The organism is Dysgonomonas sp. 216, assembly GCF_010501065.1.
Lineage (GTDB): Bacteria > Bacteroidota > Bacteroidia > Bacteroidales > Dysgonomonadaceae > QVMM01.
Genome location: NZ_QVMM01000007.1, coordinates 64,145 through 82,643, shown reverse-complemented (window position 1 = coordinate 82,643; position 18,499 = coordinate 64,145). Strand labels below are relative to the sequence as shown.

13 protein-coding genes are annotated in these 18,499 nt (G+C 38.8%); 8 read left to right on the top strand and 5 right to left on the bottom strand.

Features of this window, described 5'->3' with window-relative positions; genetic code table 11:
• The first annotated feature begins 131 nt into the window (after positions 1-131).
• The 6 genes from D0T53_RS05760 (at position 132) to thiL (ending at position 8,730) form a co-directional block, all read left to right on the top strand.
• Positions 132-2,840, top strand: coding sequence for an outer membrane beta-barrel protein (locus D0T53_RS05760; protein ID WP_163265985.1), 2,709 nt, complete (start codon positions 132-134; stop codon positions 2,838-2,840).
• A 26-nt stretch (positions 2,841-2,866) separates the two neighbouring features.
• Positions 2,867-3,601 carry a tetratricopeptide repeat protein gene (locus D0T53_RS05755; RefSeq protein ID WP_163265983.1) on the top strand — a complete coding sequence of 245 codons (735 nt, stop codon included), beginning with the start codon at positions 2,867-2,869 and terminating at the stop codon, positions 3,599-3,601.
• 158 nt (positions 3,602-3,759) lie between these two features.
• Positions 3,760-5,514: a signal peptide peptidase SppA gene (sppA, locus tag D0T53_RS05750; protein ID WP_163265981.1), complete on the top strand. Its 1,755-nt coding sequence runs from the start codon at positions 3,760-3,762 to the stop codon at positions 5,512-5,514.
• Between the two features lie 12 nt (positions 5,515-5,526).
• Positions 5,527-6,648: a tetraacyldisaccharide 4'-kinase gene (gene lpxK / locus D0T53_RS05745; RefSeq protein WP_163265980.1), complete on the top strand. Its 1,122-nt coding sequence runs from the start codon at positions 5,527-5,529 to the stop codon at positions 6,646-6,648.
• Positions 6,596-7,411 carry a purine-nucleoside phosphorylase gene (locus D0T53_RS05740; protein ID WP_163265978.1) on the top strand — a complete coding sequence of 272 codons (816 nt, stop codon included), beginning with the start codon at positions 6,596-6,598 and terminating at the stop codon, positions 7,409-7,411. The genes lpxK and D0T53_RS05740 overlap by 53 nt, the downstream gene beginning before the upstream one ends.
• Positions 7,412-7,698: 287 nt before the next feature.
• Entirely contained in the window at positions 7,699-8,730 is a 1,032-nt protein-coding gene (gene thiL / locus D0T53_RS05735; protein WP_185152978.1) for a thiamine-phosphate kinase, read from the top strand.
• An 85-nt stretch (positions 8,731-8,815) separates the two neighbouring features.
• On the opposite strand, the gene D0T53_RS05730 is transcribed toward thiL, so the two are convergent.
• Positions 8,816-10,363 carry a glycoside hydrolase family 10 protein gene (locus tag D0T53_RS05730; RefSeq protein WP_163265974.1) on the bottom strand — a complete coding sequence of 516 codons (1,548 nt, stop codon included), beginning with the start codon at positions 10,361-10,363 and terminating at the stop codon, positions 8,816-8,818.
• A 147-nt stretch (positions 10,364-10,510) separates the two neighbouring features.
• Positions 10,511-11,254 (bottom strand): hypothetical protein, encoded by a 744-nt coding sequence (locus D0T53_RS05725; protein WP_163265972.1) that lies wholly within the window; start codon positions 11,252-11,254, stop codon positions 10,511-10,513.
• 162 nt (positions 11,255-11,416) lie between these two features.
• On the opposite strand from D0T53_RS05725, the gene dnaG reads away from it, so the two are divergent.
• Together dnaG and D0T53_RS05715 are read left to right on the top strand one after the other, a co-directional pair.
• Positions 11,417-13,420, top strand: a complete 2,004-nt coding sequence (gene dnaG, locus D0T53_RS05720; protein WP_163266166.1) for a DNA primase — start codon at positions 11,417-11,419, stop codon at positions 13,418-13,420.
• 24 nt (positions 13,421-13,444) lie between these two features.
• A complete protein-coding gene (locus tag D0T53_RS05715; RefSeq protein WP_163265970.1) occupies positions 13,445-15,292 on the top strand; it encodes a 4-hydroxy-3-methylbut-2-en-1-yl diphosphate synthase in 1,848 nt (615 codons plus the stop codon).
• Between the two features lie 364 nt (positions 15,293-15,656).
• On the opposite strand, the gene D0T53_RS05710 is transcribed toward D0T53_RS05715, so the two are convergent.
• From D0T53_RS05710 to D0T53_RS05700, 3 genes are read right to left on the bottom strand one after another with little or no spacing between them, the layout of a single operon-like run.
• The gene (locus D0T53_RS05710) at positions 15,657-16,418 is read right to left on the bottom strand and encodes a YaaA family protein (RefSeq protein WP_163265968.1); all 762 of its coding nucleotides are present in this window, start codon (positions 16,416-16,418) and stop codon (positions 15,657-15,659) included.
• Positions 16,419-16,437: 19 nt separating this feature from the next.
• Positions 16,438-17,436 carry a stealth conserved region 3 domain-containing protein gene (locus D0T53_RS05705; protein WP_163265966.1) on the bottom strand — a complete coding sequence of 333 codons (999 nt, stop codon included), beginning with the start codon at positions 17,434-17,436 and terminating at the stop codon, positions 16,438-16,440.
• Between the two features lie 12 nt (positions 17,437-17,448).
• A complete protein-coding gene (locus D0T53_RS05700; RefSeq protein WP_163265964.1) occupies positions 17,449-18,483 on the bottom strand; it encodes a glycosyltransferase in 1,035 nt (344 codons plus the stop codon).
• Between the last annotated feature and the right edge of the window lie 16 nt (positions 18,484-18,499).

The following is an 18,499-nucleotide window of genomic DNA, read 5'->3' as shown; positions in this document are numbered from 1 at the left end:
GTATTTTGCATTAATACTGAATATGTTATGCGCAAATCGGTGTTTTTTATCTGTAAATATGCCATAAGCATTTATGCAAAAAGCGTTATCTTCGCCTCTTATTTACAGATGATTTTAATTGGGGTAGTCACATGCGGTTTCTTATTATTTCATTTTTTCTTTTAGGCTTCTCGCTAACTGTTTTCGGGCAAGGTGGTTCGATACAGGGAGAGGTGCGTGATAGCCTGAAAAATGAAGTTATTGGCTTTGCCCTGATACGTATTCTTAACAAGGCCGACAGTGCTTATGTAAAAGGCTCGACTGCATCCGAAAACGGAATATTTAATCTTAAGCAGATAAATAATGGCAGTTACACTGTAGAGATTTCGCTTTTGGGTTACAGTCCTCGGTTTTATGATATTTTGGTAACTGATAAGAAAAAAAATCATAATCTCGGAATAGTTTATCTGAATACCGATTCTAAAATATTGGACGAAGCGATAGTTACAGCCGAAATTCCGAACATTGTGGTTAAAGGCGATACCATAGAATACAATGCAGATGCTTATCTTGACGATGAAAACGATCTTTTAGAAGATTTGATAAAGAATATTCCGGGCATAGAACTTGACGAAAACGGTAATTTAAGTGCAAACGGTAAAGCAATTACCAAAATTCTGGTAGATGGTAAAGAGTTTTTTGGTAACGACATAAAAATGGCGCTGAAAAATCTTCCTGCCAACATGGTTAAAAAGCTGCAATTGTTTAAAGAAGAATCGGAAAAAGAGAAAGCTTCGGGTGTTAAGGACGAAGAAAACAGAGAACAGGTAATTAACCTTGAAATAAAAGAAGAATACAAGAAAAGCTTGTTTGGCGATGTGCGCACAGGATATGGTACGGAAGACCGATATGCAAATAAACTTATGGCAAATATGCTGTCGGGCGACAATCAGATTTCGTTGGTAGGAAACCTTAAAAATATTCCAGACCCCGATGGATACGGAATGAGTATGGGTTTAATGGGCGAAGACAGGGAACAAAATATAGGAGTTAACTTGTCTCACGAAAAGAAAGATAAATTCAGTATTGACGGAGATTTTCGGTACGAAGACAATAAAAGTACATTCAAATCGGATGACTATTCCGAACTATTTCTTCCCGACGGAAACCGTATAAATTCGAGCAGCTCAAAATCGGTCGATAGAGGAAAATCGATGCGTGGGAGTGTTAATTTTTCATGGAAGCCCGATACTTTAACGCGAATATATTTTCGAACATCGGGTTCATATAATAGCAAAAATAATAATAACACATCAAATTCGAAGTCGTTTGTTGAAGGAAAGGATACAACATACAATCAATCGAATCGATATACGAAGACTGACGGATCGTATTTAAATTTTTCGTTAATGGTAGGCCGTAAACTAGGGCACAGCAGACGGAATGTCAGCCTGAATGTGGATGGTAATTTCAGAGGCAATAAGAGCAATGGATTTAACAAGTACGAAACCTCCTATTCATCGGATATTGATGGTATTATCGAAGACCTGAGAACCGCAGGAAAAACAGCTTCGTCTAACTGGGGGCTATCGTTGTCGTACAGTGAACCTATCGGAGAGAAAAATTTGGTAGCGGTTGAATATTCGTATCGCAGAAACAGCAATGAAAACGACAATAATAACTTTAAAAAAGACGATTCGGGTAATTATTCGATCATCGATTCCACTTATACCCGAAATACGGATAACCTAACCGAAAACCAATCTGTCAGGCTTCGATTTCAAGGGAATAGTGGCGAAAAATTGCACTACAATATAGTGCTTAGCGGTGTGCAATCGTATTCGCGCAACACCATCACACGCCCCGATCGGGATAAGAACGAAGATTTACGGCAAAATCGGTTTAATTGGACTTCGGGAGGGTACCTGTCGTATCGCCGTAGTAAAGATACATATCTCGATTTTAGCTATCAAAACGGGACGTCTCGCCCCAGCTTGCGAGAATTGTCGACAGATACTATTGTATATAATGCACAGAGCATGTCTTACGGAAATCCCAATCTGAAAACTGCTTTTAATAATCGCTTTAATTTTAACTACAGGAAGTCTCATTTCGAAAAAGAACGCTTTTTCAATTTAAGTGCCAGCTTTTCTACCGTATCGAATAAGGTGGTAAGCAAAACAAAAATAGACTCTTTGTACAATAGCGAAACAACCTATGTAAACGAAAACGGAGACTGGAATACAAATGTGTTTATGAGTTATAATACTCCGTTGAAAAACAAAAAGTTTAAGCTCGATGTTGGGGCTTCGGCTTATTTTGCCCGAAGAATAAGCTATTCGAATGAGGCGCGTGTAAGAACAAATAACCTGAACATAAGCGAGTGGGCTAACCTTTCGTTTAGCGCAAAAAAGGTAGAATCGAGATTGCAGCTCAATCATAGTTATAATATGACCCGCAATAACCTCGAGAATCAGGAAAACAGAGATGTTTCGACCTATAAATTGGGTAATTATACAAGCGTAGAATTACCTTTCGATATAAAGGTAAGTAACAATATAGGATATTCGTATAACTCGGGATATTCGTCCGATATTAAAAAAACGGAATTGATGTGGAATATGTCGGCGTCGAAAAAAGTATTGAGAAATAGAAAAGGGACTATAAAAATCGATTGCTTCGATATTCTGAACGATAGAAATAATATTACACGCCATGTACACGATTCGGGAATTACAGATATGCGGACAAATTATATCAGCCGTTTTGTTTTGTTCAGTTTTATTTATAGGTTTAATTTTTCTTTCAGTGGAGGTAGTTCTTCGGGCGACGATATGATGAATGATTATTACTATTATTAACGAAACGGATAAATTTGAAATAAAATATGATAGCAGCTATAAACATTTGGGGGCTTATTGCCATTTTCGGGGTAATATTACTTGCATTCAGCGCAATGATTTTTTATATACAGAAAACAAGGCGTAAAAGTAAACATAGTTTAGCATCGTTCTCGCATAGTGTAAAGGAAATGCTTGATAAAATAGATTCCGACGAAGGAAAACTAAGAGCCTTGGAACAGTTGATAAAAAGAATAGAGGGTGATGCCGCTTATCAGAAAACTCCCGACTGGAAGAAAAGTGTACTGGCAAAGGTTTACGAGCATCAGGCTTATATTTATTACACAATGAATAACGACAAGGGTGTTGTTAAAGCCTGCACAAAAGTTATAGAGAATGATCCGAGTCATGGAATGAGCTATTATAACCGTGGATCGATATATAATAACGAGGGTAAATACGATAAGGCATTGAAAGATTTTAACGATGCTATATTGCTGATGCCCGACTATGCAAGTGCATATAATAACAGAGGATTGGTTTTCGATAAAATGGGCAAATATGATGACGCTCTTGCCGATTTCGACCATGCACTCTCTCTTTCTCCGTCTGCTGTTATTTATTTCAACAGGGCGAATCTTTATTACGAACAAAAAAAGTTTGAAGAAGCAAAGTCCGATTACCGACAGGTGTTGATGTTCGAAGTTAGTGAAGATGCGGAATTGATGCGATTATCAAAAGCTGCTATTGAACTTATAGAACAACAAAAAAGTAATATTTGAATACCATCGGTTTTTTAAATGTATCTCTTTTGCGAACTTTTCGTTGCCGAAGTGGGTTATTATAGTGTAGAAAACGTACAAATGGCAGTAATCTTTGTACTTCCACAAATATTTTTCTATATTTGTTTCTCGTGAATTTTATTTGCTTAACCTAGTATATGAAAAGTTTTTTCAAGGGTGTTTTAGCATCTGTGGCCGGGGTTTTTATTGCTTTTCTTATTTTGGTAATATGCTTTTCCATTGTAGTTATAAATAGCAGTTCGCCTCGGAATTATAAGCTGGAAGATAATACTATTTTATCGATTCGTTTGAGCGGTATTCTTAAAGACCACGCACAGCCGAATCCGATAATGCAATACCTGGGTTTTTCGGATGTTGACGAAATATCGCAAAGCGATATTGTATCGGCCATAAAAAAAGCAAAAGAAAACGATAAAGTAAAAGGCATATATATTTACTCTTCGTATTTGTCGGCATCAAATGCATCTTTACTCGAAATAAGAAACGAACTTAACGACTTCAGAAAAAGCGGAAAATTCATAATTGCCTATGCCGATACGTATATGCAAGGTTGTTATTTTTTATCGTCGGTAGCCGATAAAGTCATACTAAATCCATCGGGAAATCTCGATTTACATGGTTTAGCTTCTTCCCGTGTTTTTTACAAAGGATTATTTGATAAACTGGGGGTTGAGGTACAAGTGTTTAAAGTAGGGACATACAAGTCGGCAGTCGAACCGTATATGCTCGATAAAATGAGCCCTGCAAATCGTGAGCAGGTAGGCTCGTATATTCACGATATATGGAATACTATGCTTGCCGGTATTTCACAATCTCGCAATATATCAGTATCCGAGCTTGATAGTATTGCCAACATGATGCCATTGTTTCGCGAACCGCAAATGGTAGTTGATAAAGGATTGGCCGATACCTTGATGTACGAAACCGAGGTAAAGGATTATTTATGTGCACTTACCGATGCCGAAAAGCCTGACGATTTAAAGCTTGTAAGTGTAAAACAAATGGCTTCGGTAAAATCGGAAAAAAAAGAACACAAAGAAAAAGTTGCCGTTTTGTATGCCGAAGGCTCCATTGTAAGCGGTAACGCGAAAACCGATATAAATGACAGGTTTGTAATTAAACAACTCGAAAAACTGAAAGACGATGAAGATGTTAAAGCTGTTGTCCTCAGGGTTAATTCGGGAGGGGGAAGTGCTTATGCCTCGGAGCAAATATGGAAAGCTGTAACCGATTTGAAAGTAAAAAAACCGATTGTCGTTTCCATGGGTGGATACGCTGCCTCAGGTGGATACTATATATCGTGTAACGCTTCTAAAATAATAGCTCAACCTAATACCCTTACAGGGTCGATTGGCATATTCGGGCTGTTCCCCAATGTTGAAGGGCTGGCACAGAAAGCAGGATTGACTTTCGATCATGTGAAAACGAACCGATTTGCCGATTTCGGCGATTTGGCCCGTCCGATGCGGGAAGATGAGAAAGTTATTTTGCAGGAATACATTGATAAAGGATACGATTTGTTCATAACACGCTGTGCCGAAGGAAGAGGTATATCAAAAGATTCGATAGCAAAAATAGCAGAAGGACGTGTGTGGACTGGCAACCAAGCTTTAAAAATAGGATTGGTAGATGCAATTGGAGGTATAGATATGGCGATTGAAGAAGCCGCTAAATTTGCAGAGCTCAAAGAATATTCGGTGAGCGAATATCCTAAACAAAAAAGTTTTTGGGAAAATCTGACTTTTGATATACGAAATACAATAGCGCAGGAAACCCTTAAAAGTTATTTGGGCGACGATTACCGGCTAATAAAGACGGTACGTGAGATAAAAGAAATGACAGAACAAGATTTCATACAGGCACGATTGCCGTACGATTTCGAAATAAAATAGAAAAGCAGAGAAATGTCGAAAAACAAAACCAATATCAATAAGTGGTTGCTTCCATTATCGTGGTTGTATGGTTTTGTTGTTTTTATCAGAAAAAAGCTTTTCGATTGGAATATACTTAAACAGGTTCAATACGATGTTCCCGTAATATGTGTTGGCAATATAACAGTTGGCGGCACAGGTAAAACCCCGCATATAGAATATTTGGTTCGTTTGCTAAAAACCAAATACCGTGTTGCTGTTTTGAGCCGGGGGTATAGGCGCAAAACCAAAGGGTTTGTGCTGGCTACCCCAAACACCGACTTCAAGAAGATTGGAGACGAACCGTTCCAGATAAAAAACAAATTTCCGGATATTATTGTAGCAGTAGATGAGAATAGAAGGCATGGGATAGAAACATTGCTGGCTATGGACGACAGGCCCGAGGTTATATTGCTCGACGATGCTTATCAGCACCGTTACGTAAAACCTTCTTTTTCGGTGCTTTTGGTTAATTACAATCGTCCCATATACGAAGATACCCTTTTACCTGCGGGGCGGTTAAGGGAGCCTGCCCATAATTTAGACAGAGCTAATGTTGTGATTATTACCAAATGTCCTCAGGATTTAAAACCTATTGATATGCGGATAATGACACACGATATAAACACATATCCTTATCAGTCTTTGCTCTTTTCCACTACCGAGTATGGCGATTTAATTGCTATGTTCGACAGGCAAAACCTGTTCGAATCGGTAGAGCGTCCATTGGAATATATTCGTAACAAGAAGGTATTATTGGTTGCAGGCATTGCATCTCCCGACCAATTGGTTGAAGAAATAAAGAAATATACCGAAAATGTGCAGCTTATGAATTTCCCCGATCATCATGATTTTTCGGATAAGGATATTCAGGATATTGAAGAGCGATTTAAAGAAATGGGCAACGATACAATAACTATACTTACCGAAAAGGATGCGGCACGATTAACCGACGGAAACAAAATGAGCGAGAGGTTAAAAGCATCGATGTATTATTTGCCCGTTAAAATATCATTCCTTAGCAAAGAGGACGAGCGATTATTCATGAAAAAAATAGTAAGGCATGTATACAAAAGTACAAGAGACGGCGAAATATATCAGGAAGAAGGTTTCTGATATTCCGAAATATGCGATTATTCTAGGAACCGGGTTAGGTGAGCTTGTTAATGCCATTACCGATAAAAGAGAAATAGAATATTCGGAAATACCCAATTTTCCGGTATCGACAGTTGAGGGACATTCTGGGAAATTGATATTCGGTAAACTGGGCGAAAAAAGTGTTGTTGCAATGCAGGGTAGGTTCCACTACTACGAGGGATACAATATGCAGGAAGTAACTTTTCCTGTCCGTGTTTTTCAGCTTTTGGGTATAGAATATTTGTTTGTGTCGAATGCTGCAGGCGGGATGAACAGCAGTTTCGAGATTGGCGATATAATGCTTATTGAAGATCATATCAATTTATTTCCCGAACATCCTTTACGTGGTAAAAATGACGATACTTTGGGAACTCGTTTCCCCGATATGAGCGAAGCTTACAACAAGGAGCTACGTTGTATTGCGGCTCAGATAGCAAAAGAAAATAATATAAAACTGCAATATGGGGTGTATGTAGGTACACAGGGGCCTACTTTCGAAACACCTGCCGAATATAATTATTTCCGCATAATAGGAGGCGATGCCGTGGGCATGTCTACCGTTCCGGAAGTTATTGTTGCTAATCATGCAAAAATGAAAGTGCTGGCATTTTCTATTATTACCGATCTTGGTGTTTTGGGTAAAATAGTAGAAGTAACACACACAGAAGTGCAGGAAGCTGCAAAAATAGCTCAACCCAAAATGGCCTTCCTCATGCAGGAGGTTATTAAAAGAATAGACTAGTTTTTGTTATATTTATCTATATAATAAAGGATTATTACCCATGGCTTTTTTAGAAAGGAAGTTTAATAATTGAAGAGATTGTTTTTTGTCAGATATGTCAGGTTTTATTGAGCTTTCGAAAATTATAAGATCGTAAATATATATTATAAAAAGTGTCGGGTTTGTCAGGTTTTTTATTGATAACATGTTAGAGATTATTCTGGGGTAAGTAAAATTCTAGGTAGATAGAATAGCTGTAAGTATGGTATTGTAAGTATAAGGACTAAAAATATAGAAGGTAAAATTAAATAATGGAACGTACCGAAATAGGAAAATTAGGTGAATTCGGGCTGATAAAACGCCTGACTGAAAAAATAGAGTTAAAAAACGAAAGCTCGTTAAAAGGAGTTGGCGACGATGCTGCAGTTCTCGAATATAAGGATAAGCAAATATTAGTCACAACCGACCTTTTGCTTGAAGGAATACATTTCGATCTGACTTATGTTCCATTAAAGCATTTAGGGTACAAGTCGGCTGTGGTTAATTTTTCGGATGTATATGCCATGAACGGACAGCCTAAACAAATAACTGTTTCGCTGGGAATTTCCAAACGTTTTTCGGTTGAAGATCTCGAAACTTTTTACGAAGGTTTACAACTTGCCTGCACCGAATATGGTGTAGATATTATAGGCGGCGATACTTCGTCTTCGCTTACGGGGTTGACAATTAGTATAACCTGTATAGGAGAAGCCGATAAAGATAAGATTGTATACCGCAATGGCGCAAAGGAAACCGACCTTATTTTTGTTTCGGGCGATTTGGGTGCTGCCTTCATGGGGTTGCAATTGCTTGAGAGGGAGAAACAGGTATTTGCAGGCGAAAAAGAATTTACACCCGATTTTTCGGGAAAGGAATACATCTTGGAGCGTCAGCTGAAACCCGAAGCAAGGCGCGATATTGTCAGGTTTTTGGCTGAAGAAGGTGTTGTCCCTACTGCGATGATGGATGTATCGGACGGATTATCGTCCGAACTGATTCATATATGTAACCAGAGCAAAACAGGATGTCATATTTACGAAGAACGTATTCCTATCGATTACCAAACTGCAATGATGGCCGAACAGTTTAATATGAATGTTACTACTGTGGCACTTAATGGGGGCGAAGACTATGAGCTATTGTTTACAGTACCCCTGCACATGCACGATAAAGTATCGAAACTGAAAGGAGTACATCTAATTGGTCATATTACGAAAGAAGGATTGGGCTGCATGCTCGAAACCCGCGATGGAGCAGAGATGCAACTTAAGGCTCAGGGTTGGAACTCGTTGGAAGAGTAACAATGTTTCGAAACAGATATAATAAAACAGGGTTGCTAAATGAGGCAACCCTGTTTTTGTTATAGTCGGATATGTGTATATTATTTTATAGTGTAACTTTTATCGATTTTCCTTTCGATTCGTTATGGAAAGCATCCACAGCCGTTATCACGTATTTATATTTGTTTCGTCCGCCTTCATAAGGTAATATATAGTAGCGGTCGCGGGTTGTGGCTACAATATTGCGGGCATCGTACAAATCTTCTTTCTGACCTTCGGCAAAACGATAGACTACGTAATATTGAGCCGTTTCGGGGTTTTGCTTGTTATGGTTGCTTAGCCATTGCAGATAATGATGTTCGGGGGTGTATGCCTGCTTTATTCCCGATACTGTTTTTGGCTCGCCTTTGTGCATATGCTTATAGGCAGGTATTAGTGCCGGATATTTATGATACTCTGTTTTCAGAACATCAGCAACATTCTTATGGTTATTCAAAATCTCGTATCCCGGCCAAAAGCAATTGCCATCTACCGTGGTGAAACTTCTTGATAGGCGCATTTTTTCGAACAACTGGTTGTCGCCCGAAGGCATGGTTGCATCCATAGTCCGTTTTACATCTTGTCCTATGTAAAGGGGTTGTTCAAAGTTATTATCGGCCCACCAGTTTATTAAGGTTGAATAGTCGGCTAGGCGGTGCCCTATTTCCCAGTATATTTGAGGAATGTTATAATCTATCCATTTGTTCTTTACCCATAGTTTAATATCGGCATACAAATCGTCGTAGTTTTGCAATCCGTTAGTCTCACTACCCGATCCGTCGGGGGTACTGCGTTTGTTGCGATAGATACCGAATGGGCTGATACCGAATCTTACCCATGGCTTGTTTCGGGTAATGGTATATTTTATTTCTTTAATAAGTGTGTTTACATTGTTTCTGCGCCAATCGTTCCGTTGCGCAGGACTGAATCCTTGATTAGCAGCATAGGCATTAAAGCTTCGGTCGTCGGGGAACGATTCGCCTTTGATAGGATAGGGGTAAAAGTAGTCGTCCATGTGTATGGCGTCTACATCGTAACGGCGAACAATATCGTCAACCACACGGCATATGTATAAACGGTTTTCAGGGAATCCCGGATCGAAATATATTTGCTTGCCATATTTTACGAATAGTTCGGGGTGTGTGCGATATATGTGGTTTGGTACATAATCCTGATTTTCGAATCCTACACGATAGGGGTTTAGCCATGCATGTAATTCCATGTTCCGTTTATGGCATTCGTCAATCATAAAAGCTAAAGGATCGAATCCATTATCGGGGGCTTTTCCTTGTATGCCTGTCAGGTAACGGCTCCAAGGTTCTATCTCGGAATAGTAAAAGGCATCGGCTTGCGGACGTACCTGAAATATAATAGCATTGATACCAGTAGCATGCAGGTCGTCGAGCATTTTTACAAAATATTGTTTCATCTGCACCGAGTTCATCCGTTGGTATTGGGGTTGTGCAACGGTATGAATCCATGCTCCACGAAATTCATATTTCGGATATTTCAGATTTGTAAAGCGGTGTTGTTGTTCTTTGCGGCTTCCGCACGAAGCAAGTAAAATGATAATGGCAAGTAAAAGGAATGCATTGTTCCAAATATTCTTTCTCATCCTCTGTGATGTTTATTAACTCAATGGTTACAAAAGTACGAAAATATGTATCAGTAACAATAAAGCAATACAATATGTTTAGTGGCAAAAAGAAAAAGCGATTACCTGTTGGCAATCGCTTAGTTATTTATCTCACAGTTTCTCTGTTTATTTATAATCAGCCGGTGTTACGGTGTACGATGCATATTCTGTTCCGTTGGCATCAACATAAACAAATTTGAAATTGCCACCTTTTGTACGAACATTCATCAAAGTGTTATCCGATTTAATTCCGTCTGCTAACTTTTGTTTAACTTCTGCAGAATTAGAATCCATTTGAACTCCTGCTTCTTTTGGAATGGTATATTCGTATACTAAAGTGTTACCACCTTCTACTTTAGTCGAACTCCATGAAATTCCGGGTGCTATTTCAACAGGAAGAGTTTTTGAATGTATTTCGACTAAATCAGTCAATATGTCTTCCAAGCTTTCATTTTTGGGCTTGTAGTTTTTATACATATCAGGAGTTATGTTTATCGACATTAAAACTTCTCCTTTTTTGCTTTTGTACTCGTGTAAAAAGCTAACATCCATTGTGCGTAGTGCGGCTAACTCTTTCGAATTAACCAATACTTGCAAAAGATTTTCTTGTACCTGCTTTTTATTGGCTTCCGAAGTAACGGCGTCAAAATTTATATTGTCGCCTATCTCATAATAATATTTCAAAGTTGTGCCTTCTGCTTCTACTTTTAATAAAGTTGTAGAGGCATCGTATTGCATAGGTAAAAGTTTGTTGGTTTCTTGTGCCACCAATTTCAAGGCTTTGTTTACTGCGTTATCGCATTGTGTGAATAAGAATACGAATAGCGACGAGATAAGAATAACGTTGCAGATTTGTTTTAGCTTGTTCATAATTTTGTTTTTAAGTTTGATTGCCGCAAAAGTACAAAAATATATTTATCTATGGTATACATATTTTATATCAGATAAAAACTTACTCTTATTTTTATTAACAACAATTCTTATTTATAATTTGTAACTTTGTTAGTTCTTACAAGGAATGAATTACGGATGATGATAGATCAGGGAACCATAGACCGCATTGTTGATGCTGCACAGATTATAGATGTAGTATCAGAATTTGTCACTCTTAAGAAACGGGGTGTCAACTTTGTGGGCTTATGTCCGTTCCATACCGATAAAAGTCCGTCGTTTTATGTTTCGCCTGCAAAAAATATTTGTAAATGTTTTGCTTGCGGCGAAGGAGGGAGTGCTGTCCATTTTATAATGAAGCACGAACAGCTTTCTTATTACGAGGCTCTTAAATATCTTGCTAAAAGGTACAATATCGAAGTGCAGGAGCGGGAGCTTACCGACGAACAAAAGGAAGCTTATAACGAACGCGAAAGCTTGTTCATTCTTAACGATTTTGCCCGCACTTATTTTGTAAATACCTTACACGAAAATCTGGAGGGAAAAACTGTAGGATTAAGTTATTTCAAGGAACGGGGGTTCAGGGAAGATATTGTCAGAAAATTTCAGTTAGGGTATAGTCTTGAACAGCGTGATGCCTTCACGCAAGAAGCTTTGAAAAACGGATATAAAAAAGAATATCTGGTTAAAACAGGGCTGACTATTGAAGGAGATAATAACTATGTAGCCGACCGTTTTCGTGGGCGTGTAATTTTTCCCGTTCATACATTGTCGGGCAAAGTGGTTGCTTTTGGCGGACGTATACTGAAAAAAGCGGAAAATACGGGGAAATATGTCAACTCGCCCGAAAGCGATATTTATCATAAGAGTAACGAACTTTACGGTATATATTTTGCAAAGCAGGCTATAACAAAGGCCGATTGTTGCTATCTTGTTGAGGGATATACGGATGTGATATCCATGCATCAGGCGGGTATCGAAAACGTTGTTGCTTCGTCGGGTACGGCTCTTACTCAGGGGCAAATTCGGTTAATACACCGTTTTACTACCAATGTAACGGTTATTTACGATGGCGACTCGGCAGGTATAAAAGCCGCATTACGTGGAATAGATCTTTTGCTCGAAGCCGGAATGAATATAAAAGTTGTGCTTCTGCCCGAAGGTGAAGACCCTGATTCGTTTGCCCGCAAGCAAAATGCTCAGGCCTTAACGCAGTATATAAAAGATAACGAAGTCGATTTCATCCGTTTCAAAACACAACTATTGCTGAAGGATGCAGGTAATGATCCGATAAAAAGGGCTGCCCTGATTTCAGATATAGTGAATAGTATATCCATTATTCCCGATAATATTATCCGCACTGTTTATCTAAAAGATTGTAGTGCTTTACTTGGTGTAGACGAGCGGGTGCTGGTTGGCGAAGTTAATAAAAAACGACTGGCGTATATCGAAAAAGAATCGGCACAACAACGTACCAATGTACAATTGCAACAAGCCGGAATTGCCACTTCCGAGACGGTGGTAAACGAGGTTACTTCGCAAACGGTAGCTCAGTCTAAAAATGCAAAATCGTCACTCGATAAGTACGAGCGTCAGGTTTTGTATTATATTGTGCGTTACGGAATGCTGCCTTCTTTTGCGGAAGAAGATATCGAATTTGTATCTACTGTACTCGAGTTTGTTAAATTCGACCTTGAGCGCGATAATTTGTGGTTCGAACATCCATTATATAAACAAATGCTTAATGAGGCTGTTGAACATATAGGCGACCCGCAATTTGTGCCTGCCCGATACTTTTTAGCGCATCCGAATCCCGATGTAAGCCGTCTTACGGCAAACATACTTGAAGATCGTTATGAGCTGAGCAAGGTACACCTGAAACAATTTGGTAATAATGTAAAGAAAGAAGATACGCCGCTTGCCGAAGAAAAAAATCTGGTAGTATTTGTTCCTCGTGTACTTACCGAACTGAAGAATGCTCATATATCGGCTCAGGTGAAGGAATTGAGGGTTAAAATGGAGCAAAAACAGAAAGACGGGGATATTGACGGTGTTATTGACCTGATGAGGCAAATAAAGCAATTTGAAGAGATAAAGAAAGCTTTGGCTAAAGTTTTGGGCGAGCGTATAGTACTTCGCTGGTGAATGTATGATAAAAAGGAAACAAATATGAACTTTTTCAATTATAAACGCAGGAAAACTTCGGTAGTTAATATAGGCAATACACCTCTTGGTGGCGATAATCCTATCCGTATACAATCGATGACTAATACAAACACAAACGATACGGAAGCCAGTGTCGATCAGATTATCCGTATTATTGAGGCTGGAGGCGATTATGTGCGCCTTACAGCTCAAGGGGTTCGTGAAGCCGAGAATTTAGCCAATATAAAAAAAGAAGTGCGCGACCGTAGTTATAGCACACCTTTAATAGCCGATATACATTTTAACCCACGGGCGGCAGAGGCTGCTGCGAAAGTGGTGGAGAAAGTAAGGATAAACCCCGGAAACTTCGTAGATAAAGTAAAGACTTTTGCAACGTTTGAATATACCGAAGAAGAATATGCGCAGGAACTTGAAAAAATAAAAACACGTTTACTCCCTCTTATCGAGATTTGTAAAGCAAACAAAACAGCCATCCGCATAGGCGTTAATCATGGTTCGTTATCCGATCGTATAATGAGCCGTTATGGCGATACCCCCGAAGGAATGGTAGAATCGTGTATGGAATTCCTTCGCATTTTTGTTGAGGAAGATTTTACGGATATAGCTATTTCGATGAAGACATCGAATACCGTTGTTATGACAATGGCAGTACGCCTGTTGGTTGATAAGATGAATGAAGAAGGCTTAGCTTTTCCGCTTCATCTGGGTGTTACAGAGGCGGGTGACGGTGAAGACGGACGTATAAAATCGGCAGTGGGAATAGGAGCTTTGTTGTCTGACGGGTTGGGCGATACTATCCGTGTTTCGTTGAGCGAAGACCCTGAATACGAAATTCCGGTAGCTAAAAAGCTGGTAGATTATATAACATTGCGCGAAAATCATCCTCTAATAGATGGAGAGATTGCCGATGAATTCGATATTTTGTCGACCGATAAACGTAAAACCGATGCTGTAGGAAACATAGGAGGCGATAATCTTCCTGTTGTTATCTCGGATAGAAGAAATGGACAGTTTAATTTTAATCCACACTTTTTACCCGACTATGTGTATGTTGGTGCAACTCTTGCGATCGATGCGCCGAGGTCGATACCTGCTATAATCGATTTTGAGGGATGGACAGGCGAAAAAAATACTTATCCTTTATTCCGGTTTTCTAACTATCGGGAAATATATAAAAATAACGCTGCAATAAAATTCCTTGAAATATCTTATAAACAACTTTGTGGCGAAATAATTGATGTTTTGCAGTTGGAGAAAAACGTAGTGGTTATTCTCACAACCGACCATATAAACGGGGTAGGGGAGCAGCGTGCGTTTATCCACACATTAATGAATAATGAATGTGCAGTTCCTGTTGTTCTGAATCGTTCGTACAACGAAGATGAAGCCGAGAACCTGCAAATTAAAGCAGGTGCCGATTTTGGAACTGTTTTGCTTGACGGATTCGGCAACGGTATAATGATAGAAAACACAGGTTGTATTCCTCAAAAAGATATAGATTCTTATATGTTCGGCATTTTGCAAGCAGCTCGTGTGCGTACAAGTAAAACTGAATATATATCGTGTCCCGGTTGCGGGCGTACTTTGTTCGACTTGCAAGATACTGTTGCTCGGATAAAAGCTGCCACATCGCACCTGAAACATCTGAAAATTGGTATTATGGGATGCATTGTGAACGGACCCGGTGAAATGGCCGATGCCGACTATGGATATGTAGGAGCCGAAAGGGGAAAAATTACTTTGTATAAGAAAAAACAGGCTATAGAAAAAGGAATCCCGTCCGAAATGGCAGTGGAAAGGCTTATTCAGCTTATAAAAGATAATGGCGATTGGGTAGAGCCTGAAAAATAGAAAATTTAAATATCTGAATAAATACAAAAACTGTCAGGAGTGTCAGGTTTTGAAAAAATAGACGTCAGATGTTATTAAAAAAGAGGGGTAATTCTATATAAGTAGAATATTGGAAAGTAACTACTGACTTGTTTATTTATATGCGTAAGTACAGGAACAAGAGACATATTGCAATAAAGCCGATAAGATAAAAGAAAATCCGTGCTTTTTTTCTCTCTTTATTATAAAGCAAAAGTCCGACTATACCAAAACAGATTGATAATATTGAGCCAAATATAAGAGAATGAAGAAATATGACGAAACGAATGAACGATTCTGCTTTTTCGGGGTCCTCGGGTAATACCATAAGATCAAGGTGCTTAGTTTATCTTACAAACATCCATTCATTGCCTTTTGATAATTCGGGCGAATAAGTATATCCTTCTTCGTCGAAAGCTTTCAGATGTTCAATATCTGTTATTCGGTTTTTAAGGGCAAAGCGTGCCATCATGCCACGTGCTTTTTTTGTATGTACAACAACCTGACGGTAGCCTGTTGCCGTTTGTTCTTTAAAAGCGGGTACTATTATTGTTGTGTTTTTGGGTAACTTTTTTTTATCGATTGCCTTTGTGTATTCGTTCGACATAAGGTTCAGCCATATTTTATCGTCACAGTTTAACCGCTTGCTAAGATATTCAGTGAGATTGTCTCCCCAGAAATCGTATAAAGTATATCCTTTTTTGTTTTGAAGTTCGGCTTGCATTTCAAGCCTGTAAGGCTTTATTGCATCCAGAGGACGTAGTGCTCCGTATAAACCCGATAATATTACCAAATGTTCCTGTGCATAAAGCAAATCTTCCTCATCGAACGATTTGAAATCTAAACCCTTGTAAGCTATTCCGTTGTAGGCAAATCCCGAACTTTTTTTTGGAGTTTTATCTATACTGAAAGCATGTATCTGTTGGTAAACAGTCAGTGCTTGAGTTAGATTTATTTTTTCAAGACCGGCGAGATCTTCAACGTTATACTTAGCCAATTCTTCAATTAACTCGCCGGCTTGTTTTTCAAAAACGGGAATAGTTGTATTTTCTGTTTTAGCAGGAATTTTAAAGTCGAGCATTTTTGCCGGCGAAAGAGTGATAATCATAAACGGGGGTGCTTAAATGTTATTTTTCGAAAGCCGATTTGTTGGGTAATATCTTTTCAAAAGCTTTTTGTAGCTGTTTTTTGCTATGTTCAAAGTCGTATATGTCGGTACTGTCGTTAAGGCAAATCATTTGGTGTTTTTGCTCGCTTACAGCTTCATAAATTCGGGAAATATTGTTGTCTGTAATGTCGATATTGAGCGCATTTTTTTGAGTATTATACGGGGCAAAACAACCTTTGGCTAATTGCCAATAACGCATCAGCCATTGATTTACGTCGTTATTCGAGCGAAATTTACGCATACATGTTTGGTGAAGCGCTTCGGTTTCGGTTTCCCATACTTCGGCAAATGTAGGCTTTAAGAATGAGTTTGCAAGATGAGGGTCGATAAATCCCGGAAACTCTTTCCAAGGCGAAAGTAATATATTGTTAAGCAAACCCTTTCCGTATACGGGAGAAAACCATTTGCTCAGATTTTTTTTCACGCATTCTTTCTTCCTGAATTGGCGGTCCAGTATATCCAGATCGTTTATTACCATATGTATAATGCCTCCGCTAACAGGTTTTGCTGTCATCACAGCTAAGTCGCAAGGTAATCCTTTGCTGAAGAAGCGTTCTTTCTCAACAGGCGAAATAAGGAACAGGTCGTCGTTAAAGTAAACGAAGCGATCCGACAATCCTTTTATGCGGTGTATATTTAATTCTATGGTATTTGCACTGAATGTGGGCAAATATGCTTCGGGAATGTAGTCTTCGTGCTTTACCCAGTTTAATTGGGGATGATCTGTGTTGAGCCATTCGGGTAATTCGCCCGATGTAATGAAATGTACCTTATGAACCCACGGAGCAAATGTTTCGACCGATCGAAACCAATAGCGGAGCAAGTCCCAGTTGCGAAAACGTATTTCCCGTGAGTCGCCGTCGTTTATTCCGGCATATTTCTGGTAATTTTCTAGCCATTGGGCATTTTGCCCGTCTACCCACGGCAATACAAAATCTATATCATAATGTTGTTTCATTCCTTTACGGCTTTACTTTAAGGCACTCTTTGTCTTTCTTAAAAACAGAAATAACGGATATACAGAATTCGTTAATATGCTGTTTTTGGCAATCGAATATACCACTCGGGATTTAAAAGGTAGTTTATAGTTCGCATTGTTCAACAGCTCTTTTGCTTTTCGGGCAAGGTCTTTGCGTTTCGCTTTAAAGGCTGTGTAGAAAAGGTCGAACGATTCTAACTCTAAAAATCGGTTGAGGGATACACCAAGTTCTTTAGCAAGATCTATTCTCATTAAGGTAACACCGTATCTGTATTTGAATTGCTCCGCAAAATCGATACTTTGACTTACCGACTCATCCAATACCCGGTATACCGATGCTTCATCATCGATGTAATAAAACGAACCTTTTGAAAGTAGGAATGCCATAAGTTGAAAGTCTTCGCATACGTATCGTTCATCGTTAAAATAGCGGTCGTATTGTTTGCGTATATCCAAGGCTCTACTTTTTCGGAAACAGCCTGTATTCAGGTTTACTATGCTAAAGTTTTTTTGGTTGAGAAAATCGGGGATGTCTTTTTTATCCAGCAGCTTCTTTTTATTATTAAGATGAATAGATTTTATGTCGTTGATGAAGGTACCCGATCTTTGTTCAAACTCTTTCCAATTAGTATGTACCAGAACTACATCTTCGTTGTTTTCCAGTATATCTATTTGTTTTTGAAGTTTGTCGGGAGTTAACCAATAATCGTCGCCCGAACAGTCTGCTATGTATTTGCCTTTACATAAAGCCATTGTTTCGTAATAGTTTCTTATTACTCCTTTGTTCTGTTCATTAAAAATGAGCCTGATATGGTCGGGGTATTTCTGCTTGAGTTCAGCTAAAACAGCACGGGTGTTATCGGTCGAATAATCGTCGCTAATTACTATTTCGTAACTATAACTGCATTGTTGCATAATGATGCTTTCGATGGCTTTGGTCACATATTTTTCGTGATTATATGTGAGAACCATTACGGAAACAAGCGGTATGCTATTATTGGCGTTTATTTGAATCTTATCATTCATCCTGTATACAAATATA